The following is an 18,837-nucleotide window of genomic DNA, read 5'->3' on the forward strand; positions in this document are numbered from 1 at the left end:
TCCTGTGTCAAGAACCTGGACAAAAAAAAATAAACCATGCACAGATGGTTTATTTTTTCTTTATTCCTCTCCCATTTGACTCTTGAAGCCTTCAATATCTTTAAAATTGACAACCGTTTTTTCTTCTACTAGATCATGCATACGCTCTGCTGAATGGTTCCAGTTTATACGAACGATTGCGCTGTTTGTCAGTAATTTTTCAATAACGCCTTCCATTGGTTCATCGCGAAAAGAAAAGACAATTTCGTCGCCCACGTCGGGTCTCAAGCCTTCCTTGATTGACTCGATGATTTCTACTGCCTCTTTATAGGGCAGATCCAATAGATTAGCAATTCTGGAGTTGCTTGCACCTTTTCGAAGCTCTGTTTCTACAAGTTGTTGAATTTCAGCAGTGATTTCTTCTTTAGCCACTAACTTCCCCTCAATTCTTCATTAAGTTTTTAAACTCCTTTAATAATTATAACATATCAGGAGTATTTTAGCGAATCGAAGTGGAGAGCGTTTTATTTATCTGATATGAAAAGAGACTGTTCATATTATGCCTGCGCAATTAGACCAGCTGCTTTTTTAGCACCAGCAATGTTTCTTGCGGTCGGGCCTAGTATTAGATCTGTCAAGGGACCCATTAGAAACAGGCCGTCATGCCATTTTAATCGACTGTCTGGCAAAGGTGTCCCACATGGCGCACTGGGGAGGTTATACTGTACTGCAAAATCCGCCAGCCACTCTGGAACAGCTGCTAACTGGTCATATCCTGTGCATAGAAGAATCGATTTTACAGTAAGGGCATCTTTTTGACTAAAGGTTACCCGTAGTTTATTTGAGTTTTTGGAAACTGTTTCTACCTGGTCTTTCACAAAATGCACCTTGCCGGACAAAATTGCCTTTTTAATCCTTCGGTTCAGAGAACCTGGAATGGATCCGCTCAATCGAGCCTTACTTACCATAGCGCGCCGCTGCTGTGGATCATCAATATCAGACCAGCTGGCCATCAGTTTAGGGCCCATCCAGCCGGGAGAGCTATCAAACTCTGATATTCTAAAGTCATGCCGGCTATTAAGAATCACTTCTCCCGGAAACTTTTCGCTCCATTTTAGGGCAGTCTGACAGGCAGTAATTCCTCCACCAACAACCAGTAACGGTTTGGATATCTCCTGATCTGAAATGTCCGCTGAAGACAGTACGTGGGCGATGTGCGCCGTAGATAAGAGTCCAGATGCTTTCACCCAGTCCGGCTGGTTCAGTTGATTGGACCTGCCTGTAGCAACAATGACATTGTCTGATACAATTGTCTGCCCATGCTGTGTGCTAATCACGTATTTCCCTTTTGTGTAATCGAGCTTGATCACTGTGTCTGGGCAATGGCTATCTTTTAGCTGATAAGTCTGGATCAGACTGTCACAATGAGCATGAAACAATTCAACCGACGGTTTTTTGTAAGGCCCACTGAAGCCCGTTTTCCACCTGTACTTTTTGGCAAAAGACTGCAAAGAAAAAGGCTCGACATCCAGATGATGCACAGAAGGGGACCTCAGGTGAGTCATTCCTGTTCTAGCCGCCTTTCTTTTCCATTCATACAATAATTCAGGTGCCGGATCAATCAGCATAAGACGAGAACTATCAATTTCTTTTAATTTGATCAAATGGACGGCAGCGGCTACACCGCAGACTCCTCCTCCTATGATTACCCATTCTTTATCAGTCATCTAATCACCTGCTATAAAAATTCAGCGAAAGCCTTCATTGTCTTGGCATTTTGCAATACTCACCGCTTTACTGTCGCTATTATTAAAGCATATTAGCCTACTTATGTAAAGCGTACCAATTACGCTTTACATAAGTAGACAAAAGAAATACCGGCCTCATCAGCCGGTACTTCTTTTGCTTAAATGATCCCTTCGAATCCCTCTGCCGCATAGGAATAATAGACAGTCAATCACATTAGTCCAGCAAATCAATAGCTCGATAACCTACTTTTTTCAAAGTGCTCTGCAGGTTTTCAATTTCTTCTTTGCTGCAGCCGTCAAAAAGCTCAGCAATCTTGCTCGCATGTTTAGGAAAAATATCGTCCATCAGGGCATTACCGTCTTCCGTCAGTTCACAAAAAGTCACCCGCCGGTCAAACTTGTCGGCAACTCGGCTGACCAGTTTCTTTTCTTCAAGCTGATCCACCACATAAGTGATGCTGCTGGATGCAAGCAGTATCTGCTTGCCAATCATCTGTATCGGTTGTCTGCCTTTATTGTAAAGCAGTTCAAGTACAGAGAACTCTGTTGCATTTAGTCCATGTGAGGACATATCTTTCTTAACCACTTTCTCCACACTCGATGATGCTCTAAACAGTATCGTCAAGGCTTTCAACTCTTCTTTATTTTCACTCATTTTCTCACCACCATCAGTAAGAACATACACATAATGTTCTTCTGTCAATTATGCTCAGCTTTATTTTCCCGGACAGCCATCATGGCCTTTGTCCAAGGAAGCAGCTGGCTCAGCATCGTTTCAACCGTTTCCTGCTGTTTTTCTGATGCCTTAAGTTTCGGATAATCAAAATCATAAAAGATAGACAGTGAGGGATGTGTTCGCACATGTGCAACTTGGAATTCTGAAAGCACCGTTCTCAACTGCTCGGCTGCCCTTACACCTCCGGCAGACCCGTAGCTGACAATACCTGCTGCTTTATCATTAAATTCTTGATATACAAAGTCGAGTGCATTTTTTAAAGCGCTCGGTAATCCATGATTGTACTCTGGAGTAACAAAAATAAATCCGTCTTTTTCTTCTACCTTATCAGACCAAGGTTTCTGCTTGTCTCTTGCATTCAGTTCTTTGGTGAAAGCAGGAGATACAGGTTCAGCGAATAATGGAAGCTCAAAAGTTTTGATGTCGAGAATTTCATACTCTGCTCCCCCATAATTTTCAGCAATCTCCAAAACCCACTCTGCAACATCCAAATTGACTCTCTTTTCACGAATTGACCCAGTTACGATGCCTATTTTCATGTTATATCCTCCAACCTTTATAATCATAACGCGATTAGTTATATTTGACAATTGAAAATAAGATTACAAGTATTACATCTTATGCATGGCTCTGAACAGACGATTGTAATTGTAAAAAGCAATCAGCTGAAAAAAGCTGGCCAGACCTGCGATAAGCCAAATCAAAGCATCATTGAGACCTGGAAGTAAAACGGCGAGAAGCATACTCACATAGAAGACAATTGTTGCAATTTTACCATACCATTCCGCTCCATCCAGTGTTTTCCCCTGTCGATATAAACGAATATTTTCGATAAACATATAAGACTCTTTAAATAAAAACAGCAGAAAAAGAAAAAGGAATACCGGCCACCGGATCATCAGTACCCCCACTACAGCAAGCTGCGTCAACTTATCTGCAATAGGATCGATTAATTGACCGAGCTGACTGCTCTGATTGAACCGTCTTGCTATGAAGCCGTCCAACGCATCGGTAAGACCAGAAAAAAATAGGATACCACCGGCCTGATAAAATTCCCTACCGCTCTCTGCAGTTAGATATGCATGTACAAATACTGGAATAAGCAAAAGCCTGACATAAGAAAGAATATTGGGAATAGTAAACATATCTTTACGATTCATAGCTGCCCACCTTTCTCTTTACTGGTTTTGTTTTTACACTCACTTGGAAAGTAAAGTTGCCCTTGAAAAGATAGAGCAGCGCTGTCTCTTTACTCGTTTCGGCTAAGCAGGAGAAAGCCACCTCTAAGCAGTATGTCTGCATACATGCTCTTTGATGAGGTATGTAGACCATACTCATCGAGAGCATTTTCCTCTGAGAGTTCCGATTCATCCAACGGATCCACTTTAATCCCTGTTAAGGTACGGACTTCTGATGCGTGTTCCTTAAGGCATACGATCATGAGATCTTTGCGATACCCTTCATTATTCTGAACCATTTCTTCTACTTTTGCGGACAATTCTTCCAGATTTTGATGCGCTAAAACCAGTTTCACTCCTCATCCTCCTTTTCATAATACTTACAGGTTTATTCTACCAGAGCTGCTCTTCCCTAACCAATCATAGCAATTACAACTATATGATATTTATCTTCGAAAATATGGTTGACTTTCGGCTCAAATGATTATATAATAAATTCTGTTGTTAAAGTTATTCTAAAGTTTCGGTAGCTCAGCTGGATAGAGCATTCGCCTTCTAAGCGAACGGTCGGGGGTTCGAATCCCTCCCGAAACGTACAAGAATCCCTTCATTATGTGAAGGGGTCTTTTTTTACTCTCAAAATAAGGAAAACCGTTCTTTCACTGGCAGCTTTTGCTGAAGCGAAAGAACGGTTTTTTCGACATCCATCAGATTTCTACCGAAAAGCCCTTATACAATATATGAAATCAATAAAGATGTAGGTAGTTGTCTTTTTCCCACTGGCTGACTGTAGCCTTGTACTGATCCCATTCAAAAGTCTTTGATTTCATAAAGTTCTTGTAGATATGCTTGCCAACTGAATCTCTGATGACGTCATTCTTTTTCAAAGCTTTCAGAGCACTGTGAAGGCTCGTTGGCAGAGACTGAATACCTAACTCTTCAAGTTCACCGTTGTCCATATCATAGATGTTGTCGTTTGTTTCTTCAGGTGGCGTCATTTCCTTCTCGATGCCGTCCAATCCAGCTGTCAGCATAGCTGCAAGCGCCAGGTAAGGGTTAGCCATTGGATCGACGGATCTGACTTCCAGACGGGTAGACATGCCACGTGATGCTGGAATACGGATCATTGGAGTACGGTTGCTTCCGGACCAAGCAATATAGACAGGTGCTTCATACCCAGGCACTAGACGCTTATATGAGTTGACTGTTGGGTTAGTCAAGGCAGTAAAGGCTGGTGCATGATGCAAAAGTCCTGCAAGGAACTGATACGCTTCTGTACTCAACTGACGCTCGTCGCTTTCATCAAAGAAAGCATTTTTCTCATCCTTAAACAGAGACATGTTGCAGTGCATACCTGAACCGTTGATGCCAAACAAAGGCTTGGCCATAAAGGTTGCATGTAAACCATACTTGCGGGCAACGGTCTTGACGACTAGCTTAAACGTTTGGATATTATCACACGCTTCGACTGCATCAGCGTATTTCCAGTCAATTTCATGCTGTCCAGGGGCTACTTCATGGTGACTCGCTTCGATTTCGAAGCCAAGATCTTCAAGCTCCAAGACAATATCTCTTCGGCAGTTTTCTGCCAAATCTGTCGGTGCCAGATCGAAATATCCCCCGTGGTCATTTAGTCTTTCCGTTACTTGATCATCTTCATCTAGTTTGAACAGGAAAAATTCCGGTTCGGGTCCTAGGTTAAAGGAACTGTATCCCATATCTTTGGCTTTCTTTAAAATACGCTTCAAGTTTGTACGCGGATCTCCCAGGAAAGGCGTGCCGTCAGGATTCATGATGTCACAAATCAGACGGGCTACACGGCTGTTTTTTGTGTCGTCTGTTTCCCAAGTAAAGACAAGCCAGGTATCCAGATCCGGCTGCAGATACATGTCTGACTCTTGGATACGAACGAACCCTTCAATAGATGACCCATCGAACATCATCTTGCCGTCCAGCACCTTGTCCAGCTGGCTGACGGGCACCTCCACATTTTTAACCGTTCCAAGAATATCTGTAAACATCAGTCTTAAAAAGCGAACGTTCTGATCCTTCACGTCCTGAATAATTTTTTCTGCTGTCATTTTTGACATCATCATCTTCCCCTATCTATACCACTTTGTTTTTTTATTCCTCAATGCTTATTAAAATAAGTACTCGTGAATAGTACCACTCAGTAATGTCTGCTTCAAGGGCTACTTAATATGTAAATGAATATCGTTCAAAGACTTAATTTAATTAAGCTAGAGGCTTTGAAAGCTAATTATATTAATCAAATTCTCATTTTCATGCTTTTCATTTGTCACTTATTTGCACTTAACGGGGAGAAAAACGTTCATAGTTACCCCTGCTGTTTTTTTTTGACTGACATGCTAAAAAACCGATCATCACTCCCACCAGCTGGCGGAAATGATGATCGGTTGATTTCCTGTTATCTATGCAAAAAATCAGTAAAGTTCAAAGTAACGGTCAGTTTCCCAGTTAGAGACTGATTTGGTGTAGTTCAGCCAGTCTGTTTCTTTCGCAAGCACAAAACGTTCAAAAATGTGTTCACCCAGACCATCTTTGATTGTCTGATCTTCTTTCAGTGCATCAACTGCCTCTTTGAGGTTCTGAGGCAGAGAGTCAATCTGGTTTTCAGTTCGCTCAATCTGATCCATGTTGTAAATATTCTTGTTGATCGGACTAGGTGCGCTTTTAGCTTCCCCAATTCCTTTCAGGCCTGCTTTAAGCAGTACCGCCAAAGCCAAGTATGGGTTGGCTGCCGGATCTACACTTCTTAGCTCGACTCGCGTTGAGTTGCCTCTTGAAGCGGGTACGCGAATGAGCGGAGTACGGTTCGTTCCTGACCAGGCGACATAAACAGGAGCTTCAAAGCCCGGGGTCAGTCGCTTGTAGGAGTTGACGATGGGGTTGCAAACTGCCGTATAAGCCTGAGCATGATCGAGTAAGCCGGCGATAAACTGATAAGCTGTTTTACTTAGACCGTCTTCTGAAGACTCGTCGTAAAAGGCATTGCCGTCTTCGTTAAATAAAGACATATTGAAGTGCATACCTGAACCATTAATATCTCCAATCGGTTTCGGCATAAAGGTTGCATGTAGACCATGCTTACGGGCGACAGTCTTGACAATCAGCTTGAATGTCTGAATGTTGTCACACGCTTCAACTGCATCAGCGTATTTCCAGTCGATTTCATGCTGCCCAGGGGCCACCTCATGGTGACTGGCTTCGATTTCAAAGCCTAAAGCTTCTAACTCCAGAACGATGTCTCTTCGGCAGTTTTCAGCCAAATCTGTCGGTGCAAGGTCAAAATATCCACCATTATCATTAAGCGTCTTGCTCGGTCGGCCATTTTCATCAAGTTTGAACAGGAAAAATTCAGGTTCCGGTCCCAGATTAAAGGAAGAATATCCATGCTCTTCCATATCTTTAAGAACACGTTTTAGATTGCTTCTAGGGTCTCCCGCAAAAGGACTCCCATCCGGCATGTGCACGTCACAGATAAAACGGGCAATTTTACCATTGTCATTATCTAGTTTCCAAGGGAAAATCAGCCACGTATCCAGATCCGGGTGCAGTTTCATGTCACTCTGATCGATTTCTACAAAACCGTCGATTGATGAGCCGTCAAATGCCATCTCATTGTCCATCACTTTGTCTAGCTGACTAACTGGAACCTCCACGTTCTTTATGACTCCATCTATGTCTGTAAACATCAGACGAAGGAACCTCACGTTTTTCTCACTTGCTTCTTTTTTTATAGCCTCTCTTAAATTGGCGGACATTGTCCAGTCATCATTCCTTTCACCATCTGGTGGTTTAATTTTTTTCTTCAACATCAAGCCTACTAACTTCTTTGACTATTGTCAAACAGAAGGCCCTGTATATTTAGCTAACAACTATTGAACAGACTCAGCTTCTTTGCTCATACTGCTGCTCCTGTCACATATATATATATATTGAGAACACAACAAAAAGAACAGCCTGTTCTAAGATTAGAAAGGCTGTTCTTTATAGGTATGTTTAACTGTCAGACTGCTTATTTTACAGCATCTTTCAGCGCTTTACCAGCTTTAAATGCTGGAACTTTGCTTGCAGGGATCTGGATTTCTTCCCCAGTTTGAGGGTTACGTCCTTTACGTGCAGCACGGTCACGTACTTCAAAGTTACCAAAGCCGATTACCTGGACTTTTTCACCTTCAGCAAGTGATTCTTTGATTGTTTCGAATACAGCTTCAACTGCTGCTGTCGCGTCCTTTTTAGTAAGGTCAGCTGAAGATGCTACTTTTTCGATCAATTCTGCTTTATTTGCCATTGTTGTCTTTCACCTCCTCAAAAGAAGATCCATACTGGTCTACTCTACAATAAACCGGTACTCTCACGCCATTCTTTTGTATTCGAATGTAATGGGTGAAATAGTCTTAACGTGACATTTCAATTAAAAAGATACCATAGAATCGTTGATACTGCAATGGTTTTGTCAAAACTCTCGCTTAAATCCCACTTACAATATAGTCATAAAAATGATACGACTCTGTAACTCTTACTTTCTTCTTCTCGGAACAATGCGAATGGGTGTTCCTTCAAAGTTGAATGTATCTCTGAACCTGTTCTCCAGATATCTGGCATATGAGAAGTGCAGGAGTTCAGGATCATTTACAAAAATAATAAAGGTAGGAGGCGACACAGCGACCTGAGTAGTGTAATAGATCTTTAAGCGACGCCCTTTATCGGTCGGTGTAGGATTAGTCGCTACTGCGTCCATCACCAGATCATTCAGTATGGAAGACTGAATTCTCAAGTTGCGGTTCATAAAGACTTCCTCTATGCGGTCCGGAAGCAAATGCAGTCTCTTTTTGGTTAAAGCTGACACAAATACGATGGGTGCATAACTCAGGTACTGGAATTCATCTCTGACATCCAGCTCAAATTCTTTCATGGTATTGGTTTCTTTTTCTACCGTATCCCACTTGTTGACCACAAGTATGATCCCTTTGCCTGCTTCATGTGCATAGCCAAAGACACGCTTGTCTTGCTCTCTGATGCCTTCTTCCGCATTGATCACACATAAAACAACATCCGAGCGCTCAATGGCCCGCATCGCTCTAAGCACACTGTATTTTTCAGTATCTTCGTACACTTTCCCTTTTTTACGCATCCCAGCCGTATCAATCATGACAAAGTCCCGGCCTTCTTGGGTCTGAAAACGGGTATCAACGGCTTCGCGCGTAGTCCCTGCAATATCTGATACAATCACCCGTTCTTCGCCTATGATTGCATTGACCAGACTCGATTTCCCAACGTTAGGTCGGCCAATAAGACTAAATTTGATTGTAGACTCATCATATTCTTCTTCCATTTCTTCAGGAAACTCTTTAATGACCGCATCAAGCACATCTCCCAATCCCAGTCCATGAGAACCGGAAATAGGATACGGTGTGCCTAGCCCCAAAGAATAAAACTCGTAGATATCCGACCTCAATTCAGGATTATCTGCTTTATTTACAGCCAGAATAATCGGCTTACCGGATTTAAATAAAATTGGAGCCACTTGCTCATCTTGAGTCGTCACACCTTCTTTGACACTTGTTAGCATGATGATGACATCGGCTTCTTCAATGGCTATTTGAGCCTGATTACGGATTTGTTCATTTAAAGGTTCGTCTTCCATCGTGATCCCGCCTGTGTCAATCAGCGAAAATTCCTTGCCGAGCCACTCAGCATCGGCATAAATTCTATCCCGTGTCACACCGGAGACGTCCTCGACGATAGAGATTCTTTCGCCGACGATACGGTTAAAAATCGTAGATTTCCCTACGTTTGGTCTCCCGACGATTGCCACTGTTGGTTTAGTCATATATACACCTTCTTCCATTTCTTCAACAAAATAACCGCACCCAATCTAAACAGGTCTGTCCTGCTCAGATTGGGTGTGGTTGTCATGCCGATTCAGTTATTAGTACGATTATTCTTCGTCTGAATCCATCAGGCTGGACAGTTGATCACCAATCTGGTCGCCTAATGTAAAGGAAGCATCTTCTTCATCATCCTGATACGCCGGTTTGGACGGAGCAGGTTTTTTAGATTTTGCAGGCTTGGATTCAGTTTTTTCGCTTGTATCTTCTTCAAGCGCTTTGATACTCAATGACACACGTTCATCCTGCGGGTTAACGCTCAAGACTTTAACTTCCACTTCTTCATCTTTAGCTACCACTTCATGCGGAGTCTCCACATGCTTGTGCGCCATTTCTGAGATGTGAACCAGTCCTTCAACTCCTGGCTTCAGCTCCACAAAGGCTCCAAAGTCAGTTACACGCTTGACAAGACCCTTAACTACTGTGCCTGCAGCGAATTCCTCTGCAGCATTGTCCCACGGTCCAGGTTGAGTGTCCTTGATGGACAGAGACACACGTTCTTGCTCTTTATCCACTTTAAGAACTTTGACATCTACCTGATCACCGATTTCCAGTTTATCTTTAGGATGTGCAATGCGTTCGTGTGCAATTTCAGAAATGTGGACCAGTCCATCGACTCCTCCGACATTAACAAATGCACCAAAATTAGTCAGTCTGACAACTTCTCCAGACACAACAGTACCTTCTTCAAGCGCTTCAAGAGCTTTCTCTTTTTCCGCTGCCTGTTCTTTGGCCAGAAGGGCTTTGCGGGAAAGGATTAGCTGGTGTTCATTTGGATCGATTTCGATGATTTTAAAGGTATACGTCTGTCCTTCAAACTGACTCAGGTCGCTTACAAACGCTGTGTCCATCTGAGATGCAGGAACAAATCCACGCACTCCGAGATCCACAGTCAGTCCGCCCTTCACTACTTTAGTAACAGGTGCCTCTACTGTTTCATCATTGTTGTACTTATCCTGCAGTTCTTCCCATACTTTACGCTGATCAACGCGTTTTTTGGACAGGATAAAGCTACCCTGCTCCTTGTCCTTGATATCTCTCAAAACAACGACATCGATGATGTCTCCGACGCCCACGATATCTGAAGGATGATCAAAACGTTCCGTTGCTAGCTCTCTAGGCGGGATAAGACCTTCCTGTCCGCCCCCAAGACCAACGATCACTTGCTTATCGTGATCAATAGCCAGAACCTCCCCTTTAACAAGGTCTCCTGGCGTGATGTCAATAACATCTTTCATGACATCAGACATAGATTCTGCCTGTTCTTCTCCGTTATCCGTTTCAACAGCTGGCTCGACTTGTGCGTCTTCGTTGTCAGCTATTACGTCTTCAGGTGAAGTGCCTTCAGCAGAATTTACTTCTACTTGCTCATTTGCTGTTTCAACAGCTTCTTCATTTGTTACTTCCTGTTCTTCAAACTCATTACGGTTTTCTTTTTCCGTCATCTTTGTCTGCCTCCTATAACCAATAATTCCTACATATATAATTGTACCGAATATGATATTTAATTTCCACTAAAACATTTGTTACGACTCAGACTAGTGGGCCGACACCTTCTCAATAAGTCGCTTGACTTCCTCGACCACTTCATCGATTGTCAGCTTGGTTGTATCGATTCGTACTGCATCCTCGGCTTGCTTGAGCGGTGAAGTCTCACGGGTCGAATCCTTATAGTCTCTTTCAGCAATATCTTTTTTCAGTTGTTCCAAATCAGAAAAAATACCTTTGCCTGTATTTTCCTTGTGCCGTCTTTCTGCACGTTCCTTCACGCTTGCTACCAAAAAGACTTTAACATCCGAGTCAGGTAAAACGACTGTACCAATATCTCTGCCGTCCATGACCACACCGTTGTTTTCAGCCAGTTTTTTCTGTCTGTCGACCATTTCCTGACGCACGCTGGAGTGCGCAGCAACAATCGAAACAGCGTTCGTCACATTATTTTGTCTAATTTCTTCTGTGACATCCTTATTATTTGCTGTGACTGACTGTCCTGTCCCCTCTTTCTTTAAAGTGATTTCAGTTCGCTTGAGCAGTTCAAGAAGCTCTTGTTCCTCTTTAATATTGACATTTTCTGTCAGAGCTACGTACGTGAGTGCACGGTACATCGCTCCTGTATCCACGTAAATCAGTCCCAAGTCATGGGCAATTTTTTTTGCGACCGTACTTTTACCGGAAGATGCCGGTCCGTCGATGGCTATCGTTAGTTTTTTTCTGTCCATTCGGTTCACACTTTCATTCATCATATTTTGTTATCTGACTCTAAGTTCCTGTCCGATAAATACCGTTTCCTCGCTTAAACTGTTCAACTGCATGAGCTCCTGAGTGGTCAGTCCATGGTTGAGAGCAATACGGTACATGTTGTCTCCAGCTTTTACTGTATAGTATTGGGCTTGTTGGTCCGAAGCAGTCTCTTGCTCTTCGGTTGCCGGTTCCTGAACAGTATCTGCCTGTTCAGAAGCTACTTCACTCTCTTGGGTGGCATTTTGTGTCTGCTGAACAGGAGCCGATGCGTCTTCAACTGATCCGGATTCTGCTTGACTTGCAGGGGCTGTTTCTATCTCTGAACTGCCAACCCCCTCTACCGTCTCTGTACTTTCTTCTGGCTCTGTTTCCTCCACCTCAAATTCTTCTTCTGGTTCTTCTTCTAAAGGGTCTTCTTCGTTTTCTTCTTCAAGCTCTTCTTCAATGTCGTCTTCCATATCATCTTCGTCTGCTTCAACGACCAACGCCTGTTCTACAGAAGGAGAGGTGGGTTCCTCTGACAAATCTTCTCTGTTTGAAAACCAGGCATAGGCAGATATAGGTAAGATAATAAGTAGAGCTAAAAAAATTACAATGACTGTAAGTACAGGAGATATGCTCTGCTCTTTTTCGCGCTTCGCTTTCCTAGTCATGGGTCCATTTTCCTCATAGTCGACTTCTTCGTCAAAACGTTTGGACCAAAGTTCTTCCATAGATTCGCGGTCTTTACGGCTCATATTATTGCTCCTCTCAATAAAAGTCCCTTTGATTATATCATAGAATACAAAATTAATGAGGTCAGCTTGGTAAATTAAACAACAATTTCACTCGATCTTGCCAGTTTTCTTCACTATTTTGTAATATATTATCGTATTCCTGTTCATCATAAGGCAAGATTAATGGATTTGAGCATGTACTGCAGCAGCCGTTTTGTCGCTCTTTCAGTGATTCACGGAAATAATCAAGCAGCAGGATTCGCTTACATGAAGCTGTTCTAGCATAGCGAATCATTGTTTGCAGCTGACTTTTCCTATTTTTTTTATAGTTCTCAATTAATGCTGTTGCTTCACTGAGAGACAACCCTTCGGTAATAAAGTGGCTTGCAAGCTGGCTGCGGTGGTCGTCAGTTAAATCTTTAAGCTTTTGAGGGTACTTATAAGCAAAAGCCAGTTGATTAGGTTCAGGCAGGCTGTCCTGCTGTAGTCTATGCTGAATCAGCTCATCCCCCGGCGAATAGAGCAGCACCGCCACCCCGCCCTTTTTGTCTCGGCTGCATCGTCCAATCTCCTGTAAATACATTTCCGGGCTGGCAGGCATATGATAATGAATGACAAACCGGATATTAGGTTTGTCAATTCCCATTCCAAAAGCACTGGTTGCACAAATCAGGCTGACTTGTCCAGAAAGAAACTGCGCCTGCACAATTCTTTTGTCATTTGCAGTCAGATCACTGTGAAAGCTTTCTGCTTTGATGCCTATATTTGTCCGGATAAAGTCTGCTGTTTCATCAGCGAGCTTTTTACTTGTAAAGTAGATGATTCCAGAACCTTTAAAGGTGTTAAGCAAATTAGTCAACTCATCTGTCTTATGATCACACTGCCTGACCCTAAGTTGGATTTCCGGTCGGTCAACTGAATGAACAACTGCTTTCAATGGATACCGAATACCTAGTACATCGATAATTTCTTCTCTGACTTCCTGAACAGCAGTAGCAGTCAGCGCCATCGTGAGCGGGTTATTCAGCTGCCTTCTAATGCTCCCCAGTTTGAGATAATCAGGCCGGAAGTCCATTCCCCAGTGCGAAATGCAGTGCGCTTCATCTATAACCAACAGAGACAGCTGCAGACTTCGTAAACGCTCCATCACTTGCTCCTGTTGCAGCATCTCAGGGGACACGTATATAAAGCGGTACTGGTCCAGCCTTTTTAAAATCTCCTGTTTTTCAGGATAAGTCAGGAAACTGTTCAATGCAACAACAGACTTTTCACCTTTCTGTTTCATTTTGTCCACCTGATCCTCCATTAATGACAGCAGAGGTGAAACAATCAGTGTAGTTCCTCCGAGAAAATAAGATGGCAGCTGGTAACAAAGGGTTTTCCCAGTTCCCGTAGGCAGCATCACCAGCGTGTTTACTCCCTTGAGAACAGCTTCGACAACTTCTTCCTGACCAGCCCTGAAGTCGTCGAAACCAAAGCGTACTTTTAAAAGCTCTTTTGTCTTGAATCTTCTTGCCTCTGACATCGCCTTGCTCTCATCCTTTCAATTTCGATCAGTCTAAACCAGAAGAAATCCAGCCCTTTCATTTGCGCGTTTGCTTCCTTGAACGAAAGCTTTGGATTTTGCTCAAATAGTTGATGTAGTCTGACGGTAACGTTCGAAGGGATATAAGGGGAATAGTCATCCCAGTGACTCACCATGACGTACTCCAGCAGATGCTCTTTAATGGTATTAATTTTGCGTTTTCGGATGGCTGCAATGTTATGCAGCGGCAGGTGCTGATGAAAGTAGCGAATACTTTTATGCGTACTTTCACTTGTACCTGAATAACTTAATTCGTCGGTCTGCTTCCAAAGAGAATAGATTAACGGGAGTTCTTCTTTAAACGTCTGAATACTTTCCATAAAGTGAAGATTTAAAAGTTCGACTGCAAGATAAGGCATGCCGTACTTTTCACTCAGCTGTCTTTGAGTCAATGCTTCTGCTGTGTGTCCAGTGAGCTGATCAAGCAGCAAGTGTATTATGTCATCGGTTTGCTTACTTAAAAATAAAATCAGTTCCTCGCCCCACTGCCTGCTTAAATCTGTTGAGCCCCTCCTTTGCAGAGACAGCCACTTTTTAACGTGCTTTTGTGTAAGGGGATCACTGATTACCGGCAAGTACTGGCTGTTATGATAGCTCATTTCTGAAAAGATTTGAGAGACAAATAAAAATCTTTTCCAGTTTGTTTTTCTGGTAAGTGCATATCTCAGTGTAGGCGCAGAAGAGGTAACTGGGTACTTGCTCAAAAAGTGTGCTTTAAGCTTAGATCCCTCTGTTGACAAGCTCCAGCTTTTGTCTGTACTTGCAAGGAATCCTTCTGACTCAAGTTCTAGCAGTAAATTTTCCCATTGTAATTCGTTCAACCTTTCAAGTGGTGAAAGAAAAAGAGCATACAGTTCATTTTTCTCTGTCAAGTAAAGGTTGGAGGGGGTACGCTTCCCTGAAGCGATTAAGCGAAGCTGTTTAGGGTTGACTTTGGTGTCTGCAGTAAACACTGAACATACATAATCTTTAATAAATCTTTCATCCACTTGTTACCACCTTCTTTTATCCAGTATACGCGGGTGCGCATTTAAATACACTCTCAAATTCCATGTTGCCAAAGCATTTAACAGTCAGCAAAAAGAGACGTGGCCGCTTTATACGGTCCCGTCTCTTTTCCCTGAGCCTTACTTTATTTCAGACATGACGTAGCTTGCCTGTTTCTTGCGATTGATTTTTTTTCTTGTCTTGTCGAGCCACGGCTTGAGCTTTGCAAAAGCTGTGAAAAACAGGGCACCGACCATCGGACCTTTAATCAGATTAAAAGGCACTATGGCAAATAGCAGATAGGTCCGCATAGGTCCAACATCAAATCCCATAACCGCCATATAGGCCGGAGCGATAAAGAGCCAATTGGCCAAAGCCATCGCTGCTGTAAGCGTCAGACTGGCCAGTCCGGTAGCTGCTAGCTTATTTTTCAGATCCATGCCTCTTCGAGTGATGAAGAGGTAAAGAGGTAATGTGAACGACAAGGTCGCGATAAATGCTGCCGTATCACCGATTGGGAAGCCCATTTCTCCACCTTTTTGGGCATATGACAGCAGCGAACGAATGAAAGCAATCGCCACACCAGCCAGCGGTCCATAGATGTACATACCAAAAAGTACGGCAAGGTCACTGAAGTCGATTTTCAAAAATGGCGATCCCGGAAGAACGGGAAAAGATAGTGTCGAGATAACCCAGGCTAGTGAAGCCAGCATGGCAATCCCTACTAATCGTTTTGTCTTGTTGTTTGTCATAATAAATCCTCCTGAAGGATTCATCATTTCTAGGGTGAACTTTGAAGACCCCCACTCTGACCTGTTCTGCAAGTAATAGAAGCGGCCAGCAAAAAAGCTCTGCTGTTCCCACTTCAGGTCACTAACAGAGCATAAAGACAGAATTATTTACGGTCTAAAAGCTCCATCTTCTTTATCCAGACTATACTGTCGGTACTGGAATTACACCAGTTCAGCAACTTGCAGTCGCTCGTGGACTATACCACCGGTCGGGATTTACACCCTGCCCCTGAAGATGAATCATGATATTTTATTTTCATTATCAATTATACACTAATGTGAAAGATTAGTCAAGCTCTATACAGCCGTTTCACGGCCCATTTTCCTGCATTGGCTCTTCTTCCGCCACTGGAAGATGGATAATAAAAGAAGCTCCTTGTCCTGACTTGGACTCTACCTCAATATAGCCATCGTGAGCTTCTACTATATTCTTCACAAGAGACAGACCAATCCCTGTTCCTTTAGCATTAACCGCATAATTGTTTCTCGATTTGTCAACTTTAAAGAAACGGTCAAAAATATATGGCACATCTTCTTCAGGTATTCCCGTGCCTGTGTCTTTAACGACCATGACTACCTCATTAAGCTGGGGTTCATTAAAGAGCTGCAACGCAACGATTTTTTCGTCTTTTTCTGTCATGCTAGTGTGACGGATAGCATTATTGATTAGGTTCACAAACACCTGATCGATTTTATCTTTGTCCATCAGCAGTTCAACCGACTCTTTAGGTATATCCAGTTGAAGCGATACATCTGCTTCGTTCGCCATTTTATCAAAACGGAACAGCAGATTTCTCATATACTGGTTTAAATGCACCCATGTTTTCTGGAGTTCGATAAATCCTGCTTCCATTCGGGAAAGATCCAGCATTTCATTCACCATGCGATTCATTCGCTGAGACTCATCTCGAATGATTGTAGCCATTTCCTTTTTCTCGTCAGGGCTTTCCGCGACGTCATCCAGAATTGCTTCACTGTATCCCTGAACCATAACAAGCGGTGTACGAAGTTCGTGAGAAACATTGTTGATAAAATCGACCCGCATTTTATCCAGACGATGCTCCTTAGTCAAATCTTTTGTTGAAACCAATACCCCACGCAGGTCATTTTTCTTCTCGTCTACCAGCGGAAGCAGCGTAACATCGTGATAGGATTCTTCCATTTCGATTGTAAAATGTCCCGGACTGTTACTTTCTGTTGCCTTGTGAAGCTCTTTGCCCAAATCAACAAATTCTTTATCCTCACTGAAGTTGGCTTTTTCAATCTGGTACTGTGTAAGAAATAAATCACCAACAGGATTAGATAAAAGCAAAGTAAGGTCCGCATCGTAATAGAGAATACCGGTCTCAATACTGTGCATGATATGTGCTAGCAGTTCTTTCTCCTGTTTGACAACAGTACGATTAGTCTCTAGAGAGTGTCCCATTTTGTTCATGGCCATTGCCAGTTCTGACAAGTCATCCCGACCAGATATCGGCAGCTGATGAGTAAAATCATCACGGGCAAAGTCAAAAGCAATATTGGTCATGGCGTTGATGGGCTCAGAAACATTTTTCTTTAAATACATATAGTAGTAAGCTGCAATCAGCAGCTGCAAAACCGCTAATCCCGTAATAACATACGTCATTCGACGTTCAATGGCAATCAGGAAGGACAGATCAGCGTAAGAAACAAGTGCTAGCTCTTCTCCATCCAATTCTGTAGTTTGAATTCTAAAAACAAAAGGGATTCTGTAATTCATCCCTGTATCGACATCGGAGCGGATCATGAGGTCTGAGCTTGAATCTATCTGGGTTGTAATGTCCGGTTTGTTTTCCATCGTCTCCAGCACTTCATTGGAAAATGGATACAGCCAGTCTTCTTCGCCCAGACGGTTAGTGTCTTCCGTACTCAAAGCAAAATGAATACTGGAATGCAAATTATTAACTGATTCTATATTCTCTACTAAAAAAAGTGGATCCGCAGTGGCTAAGCGTTCCACATTTATAATTATTTCTTCAAAATCATTCATGAAGTTTTCTTTGATCTGCTGTGAATAAAAAACACCATAGAATAATGTAGTAGCGATAAAAGAGAATAATATGATCCCAAAGGTAATGAGCCAGATTCTGATTGCGACTACATTTATCTTCATGAATGTTACTCCTCTTCTTCGTGAGGATATGAATTCAGTTTATAGCCGAGTCCCCATACCGTTTCGATCATCTTAGCAGCCACATCGGACTCTTTCTTCAGTTTCTCTCTCAGGCGCTTGACGTGTGTGTCCACTGTTCTAAGATCTCCAAAGAATTCATATTTCCACACTTCTCTTAAAAGCTGTTCACGACCAAATATCTGATCGGGCGCAGACATAAGATAATGCAGCAGATCGTATTCTTTCGGTGTGAGGTTGACTGCTTTACCATCAGCGGTAACCCGTCTGGAATCATTGTCGATTTCCAGGTGAGGCAATTTAAGCGTATCGGTCACCCCGCCTGCTGTTTCTGCTGAACCGCCCCTAGCTTTGGTACGTTTAATAATTGCTGCCACTCGCAAAACGATTTCTCTTGGACTAAAAGGCTTAACGATATAGTCATCCGCCCCTACTTCAAATCCCTGAATTCTATTCAGCTCTTCACCTTTGGCTGTAAGCATCATAATTGGGGTCTCTTTTTCTTTTCTCAGCTCTTCAGCTACTTGAATACCGTCCATTTCAGGCATCATGACATCAAGCAGAATTAAATCGTACTCATTTTCCATGGCCAATTCCAGAGCCACTTTGCCATTTTCTGCTTCATCAATGTCGTAATCAGCTTTTTCGAGATACATTTTAAGCAAGCGCCGGATACGATCCTCGTCGTCCACAACTAGCAACTTTTTTTGGTTTTCCTGAATAGATTCTTCAGTCAATTTAAGACACTCCTCTAAACTATATTGGGTAGTCATTCCGTTATAAATCAATCTCTTTCTTTTAATTATAAC

The 18,837-nt window shown here is 42.7% G+C and carries 18 protein-coding genes, 1 tRNA gene and 1 riboswitch; of the genes, 1 reads left to right on the forward strand and 18 read right to left on the reverse strand.

The features are described 5' to 3' along the window. Window positions 1-60: 60 nt before the first annotated feature. The 6 genes from ADIAL_RS01500 to ADIAL_RS01525 form a co-directional block, all read right to left on the reverse strand. Window positions 61-411, reverse strand: coding sequence for a DUF2187 family protein (locus ADIAL_RS01500; RefSeq protein ID WP_034299134.1), 351 nt, complete (start codon window positions 409-411; stop codon window positions 61-63). A 125-nt stretch (window positions 412-536) separates the two neighbouring features. Beyond that, on the reverse strand, window positions 537-1,706 hold the full coding sequence (locus tag ADIAL_RS01505; protein WP_034299137.1) for an FAD-dependent oxidoreductase: 1,170 nt from the start codon (window positions 1,704-1,706) through the stop codon (window positions 537-539). 235 nt (window positions 1,707-1,941) lie between these two features. Then, window positions 1,942-2,382 carry a MarR family winged helix-turn-helix transcriptional regulator gene (locus ADIAL_RS01510; RefSeq protein WP_034299378.1) on the reverse strand — a complete coding sequence of 147 codons (441 nt, stop codon included), beginning with the start codon at window positions 2,380-2,382 and terminating at the stop codon, window positions 1,942-1,944. Window positions 2,383-2,426: 44 nt separating this feature from the next. Further along, on the reverse strand, window positions 2,427-3,002 hold the full coding sequence (locus ADIAL_RS01515) for an NADPH-dependent FMN reductase (protein WP_034299140.1): 576 nt from the start codon (window positions 3,000-3,002) through the stop codon (window positions 2,427-2,429). A gap of 72 nt (window positions 3,003-3,074) precedes the next feature. After that, window positions 3,075-3,623, reverse strand: a complete 549-nt coding sequence (locus ADIAL_RS01520; protein ID WP_034299143.1) for a CDP-alcohol phosphatidyltransferase family protein — start codon at window positions 3,621-3,623, stop codon at window positions 3,075-3,077. A gap of 89 nt (window positions 3,624-3,712) precedes the next feature. Then, window positions 3,713-3,997, reverse strand: coding sequence for a hypothetical protein (locus ADIAL_RS01525; protein WP_034299146.1), 285 nt, complete (start codon window positions 3,995-3,997; stop codon window positions 3,713-3,715). Window positions 3,998-4,161: 164 nt separating this feature from the next. Here ADIAL_RS01525 and ADIAL_RS01530 point away from each other — a divergent pair. Then, window positions 4,162-4,235 (forward strand) — tRNA-Arg (locus tag ADIAL_RS01530). A 152-nt stretch (window positions 4,236-4,387) separates the two neighbouring features. Here the strand turns inward: ADIAL_RS01530 and glnA (ADIAL_RS01535) are convergent. The 12 genes from glnA (ADIAL_RS01535) to ADIAL_RS01590 all read right to left on the reverse strand — a co-directional run bounded on the left by glnA (ADIAL_RS01535) (window position 4,388) and on the right by ADIAL_RS01590 (window position 18,765). Continuing rightward, complete coding sequence (gene glnA, locus ADIAL_RS01535; RefSeq protein WP_034299149.1) at window positions 4,388-5,737, reverse strand: type I glutamate--ammonia ligase; 1,350 nt, start codon at window positions 5,735-5,737, stop codon at window positions 4,388-4,390. 348 nt (window positions 5,738-6,085) lie between these two features. Further along, window positions 6,086-7,426 (reverse strand): type I glutamate--ammonia ligase, encoded by a 1,341-nt coding sequence (gene glnA / locus ADIAL_RS01540; protein ID WP_034299381.1) that lies wholly within the window; start codon window positions 7,424-7,426, stop codon window positions 6,086-6,088. Between the two features lie 254 nt (window positions 7,427-7,680). Next, window positions 7,681-7,956 (reverse strand): HU family DNA-binding protein, encoded by a 276-nt coding sequence (locus ADIAL_RS01545; protein WP_034299152.1) that lies wholly within the window; start codon window positions 7,954-7,956, stop codon window positions 7,681-7,683. A 228-nt stretch (window positions 7,957-8,184) separates the two neighbouring features. Then, complete coding sequence (gene der / locus ADIAL_RS01550; RefSeq protein WP_034299155.1) at window positions 8,185-9,498, reverse strand: ribosome biogenesis GTPase Der; 1,314 nt, start codon at window positions 9,496-9,498, stop codon at window positions 8,185-8,187. Between the two features lie 108 nt (window positions 9,499-9,606). Further along, the gene (gene rpsA / locus ADIAL_RS01555) at window positions 9,607-11,001 is read right to left on the reverse strand and encodes a 30S ribosomal protein S1 (protein WP_081757610.1); all 1,395 of its coding nucleotides are present in this window, start codon (window positions 10,999-11,001) and stop codon (window positions 9,607-9,609) included. 93 nt (window positions 11,002-11,094) lie between these two features. Then, window positions 11,095-11,775: a (d)CMP kinase gene (gene cmk / locus ADIAL_RS01560; RefSeq protein WP_034299387.1), complete on the reverse strand. Its 681-nt coding sequence runs from the start codon at window positions 11,773-11,775 to the stop codon at window positions 11,095-11,097. A 30-nt stretch (window positions 11,776-11,805) separates the two neighbouring features. Beyond that, complete coding sequence (locus tag ADIAL_RS11330; RefSeq protein WP_034299157.1) at window positions 11,806-12,534, reverse strand: LysM peptidoglycan-binding domain-containing protein; 729 nt, start codon at window positions 12,532-12,534, stop codon at window positions 11,806-11,808. A 61-nt stretch (window positions 12,535-12,595) separates the two neighbouring features. Beyond that, the gene (locus ADIAL_RS01570) at window positions 12,596-14,038 is read right to left on the reverse strand and encodes a RecQ family ATP-dependent DNA helicase (protein WP_034299159.1); all 1,443 of its coding nucleotides are present in this window, start codon (window positions 14,036-14,038) and stop codon (window positions 12,596-12,598) included. Further along, complete coding sequence (locus tag ADIAL_RS01575; RefSeq protein WP_034299162.1) at window positions 13,999-15,087, reverse strand: helix-turn-helix domain-containing protein; 1,089 nt, start codon at window positions 15,085-15,087, stop codon at window positions 13,999-14,001. The genes ADIAL_RS01570 and ADIAL_RS01575 overlap by 40 nt, the downstream gene beginning before the upstream one ends. 138 nt (window positions 15,088-15,225) lie before the next feature. Further along, window positions 15,226-15,837, reverse strand: coding sequence for an ECF transporter S component (locus tag ADIAL_RS01580; protein ID WP_034299165.1), 612 nt, complete (start codon window positions 15,835-15,837; stop codon window positions 15,226-15,228). Window positions 15,838-15,998: 161 nt separating this feature from the next. Further along, window positions 15,999-16,117: riboswitch (FMN riboswitch) on the reverse strand. Window positions 16,118-16,186: 69 nt separating this feature from the next. Next, window positions 16,187-18,010, reverse strand: a complete 1,824-nt coding sequence (locus ADIAL_RS01585) for a HAMP domain-containing sensor histidine kinase (RefSeq protein WP_034299167.1) — start codon at window positions 18,008-18,010, stop codon at window positions 16,187-16,189. Window positions 18,011-18,015: 5 nt separating this feature from the next. Then, window positions 18,016-18,765, reverse strand: coding sequence for a response regulator transcription factor (locus ADIAL_RS01590; RefSeq protein WP_331279793.1), 750 nt, complete (start codon window positions 18,763-18,765; stop codon window positions 18,016-18,018). Between the last annotated feature and the right edge of the window lie 72 nt (window positions 18,766-18,837).

Source organism: Alkalibacterium sp. AK22 (assembly GCF_000585255.1).
Classification (GTDB): domain Bacteria; phylum Bacillota; class Bacilli; order Lactobacillales; family Carnobacteriaceae_A; genus Alkalibacterium.

Bases quoted from the DNA above. Each gene is read 5' to 3' on its own strand.
- ADIAL_RS01545 (WP_034299152.1), bottom strand. From the start codon at position 7,956: ATGGCAAATAAAGCAGAATTGATCGAAAAAGTAGCATCTTCAGCTGAC.
- rpsA (WP_081757610.1), bottom strand. From the start codon at position 11,001: ATGACGGAAAAAGAAAACCGTAATGAGTTTGAAGAACAGGAAGTAACA.
- cmk (WP_034299387.1), bottom strand. From the start codon at position 11,775: ATGGACAGAAAAAAACTAACGATAGCCATCGACGGACCGGCATCTTCC.
- glnA (WP_034299381.1), bottom strand. From the start codon at position 7,426: ATGTCCGCCAATTTAAGAGAGGCTATAAAAAAAGAAGCAAGTGAGAAA.
- ADIAL_RS01580 (WP_034299165.1), bottom strand. From the start codon at position 15,837: ATGACAAACAACAAGACAAAACGATTAGTAGGGATTGCCATGCTGGCT.
- ADIAL_RS01510 (WP_034299378.1), bottom strand. From the start codon at position 2,382: ATGAGTGAAAATAAAGAAGAGTTGAAAGCCTTGACGATACTGTTTAGA.
- ADIAL_RS01520 (WP_034299143.1), bottom strand. From the start codon at position 3,623: ATGAATCGTAAAGATATGTTTACTATTCCCAATATTCTTTCTTATGTC.
- glnA (WP_034299149.1), bottom strand. From the start codon at position 5,737: ATGATGATGTCAAAAATGACAGCAGAAAAAATTATTCAGGACGTGAAG.
- der (WP_034299155.1), bottom strand. From the start codon at position 9,498: ATGACTAAACCAACAGTGGCAATCGTCGGGAGACCAAACGTAGGGAAA.
- ADIAL_RS01570 (WP_034299159.1), bottom strand. From the start codon at position 14,038: ATGTCAGAGGCAAGAAGATTCAAGACAAAAGAGCTTTTAAAAGTACGC.
- ADIAL_RS01515 (WP_034299140.1), bottom strand. From the start codon at position 3,002: ATGAAAATAGGCATCGTAACTGGGTCAATTCGTGAAAAGAGAGTCAAT.
- ADIAL_RS01585 (WP_034299167.1), bottom strand. From the start codon at position 18,010: ATGAAGATAAATGTAGTCGCAATCAGAATCTGGCTCATTACCTTTGGG.
- ADIAL_RS11330 (WP_034299157.1), bottom strand. From the start codon at position 12,534: ATGAGCCGTAAAGACCGCGAATCTATGGAAGAACTTTGGTCCAAACGT.
- ADIAL_RS01505 (WP_034299137.1), bottom strand. From the start codon at position 1,706: ATGACTGATAAAGAATGGGTAATCATAGGAGGAGGAGTCTGCGGTGTA.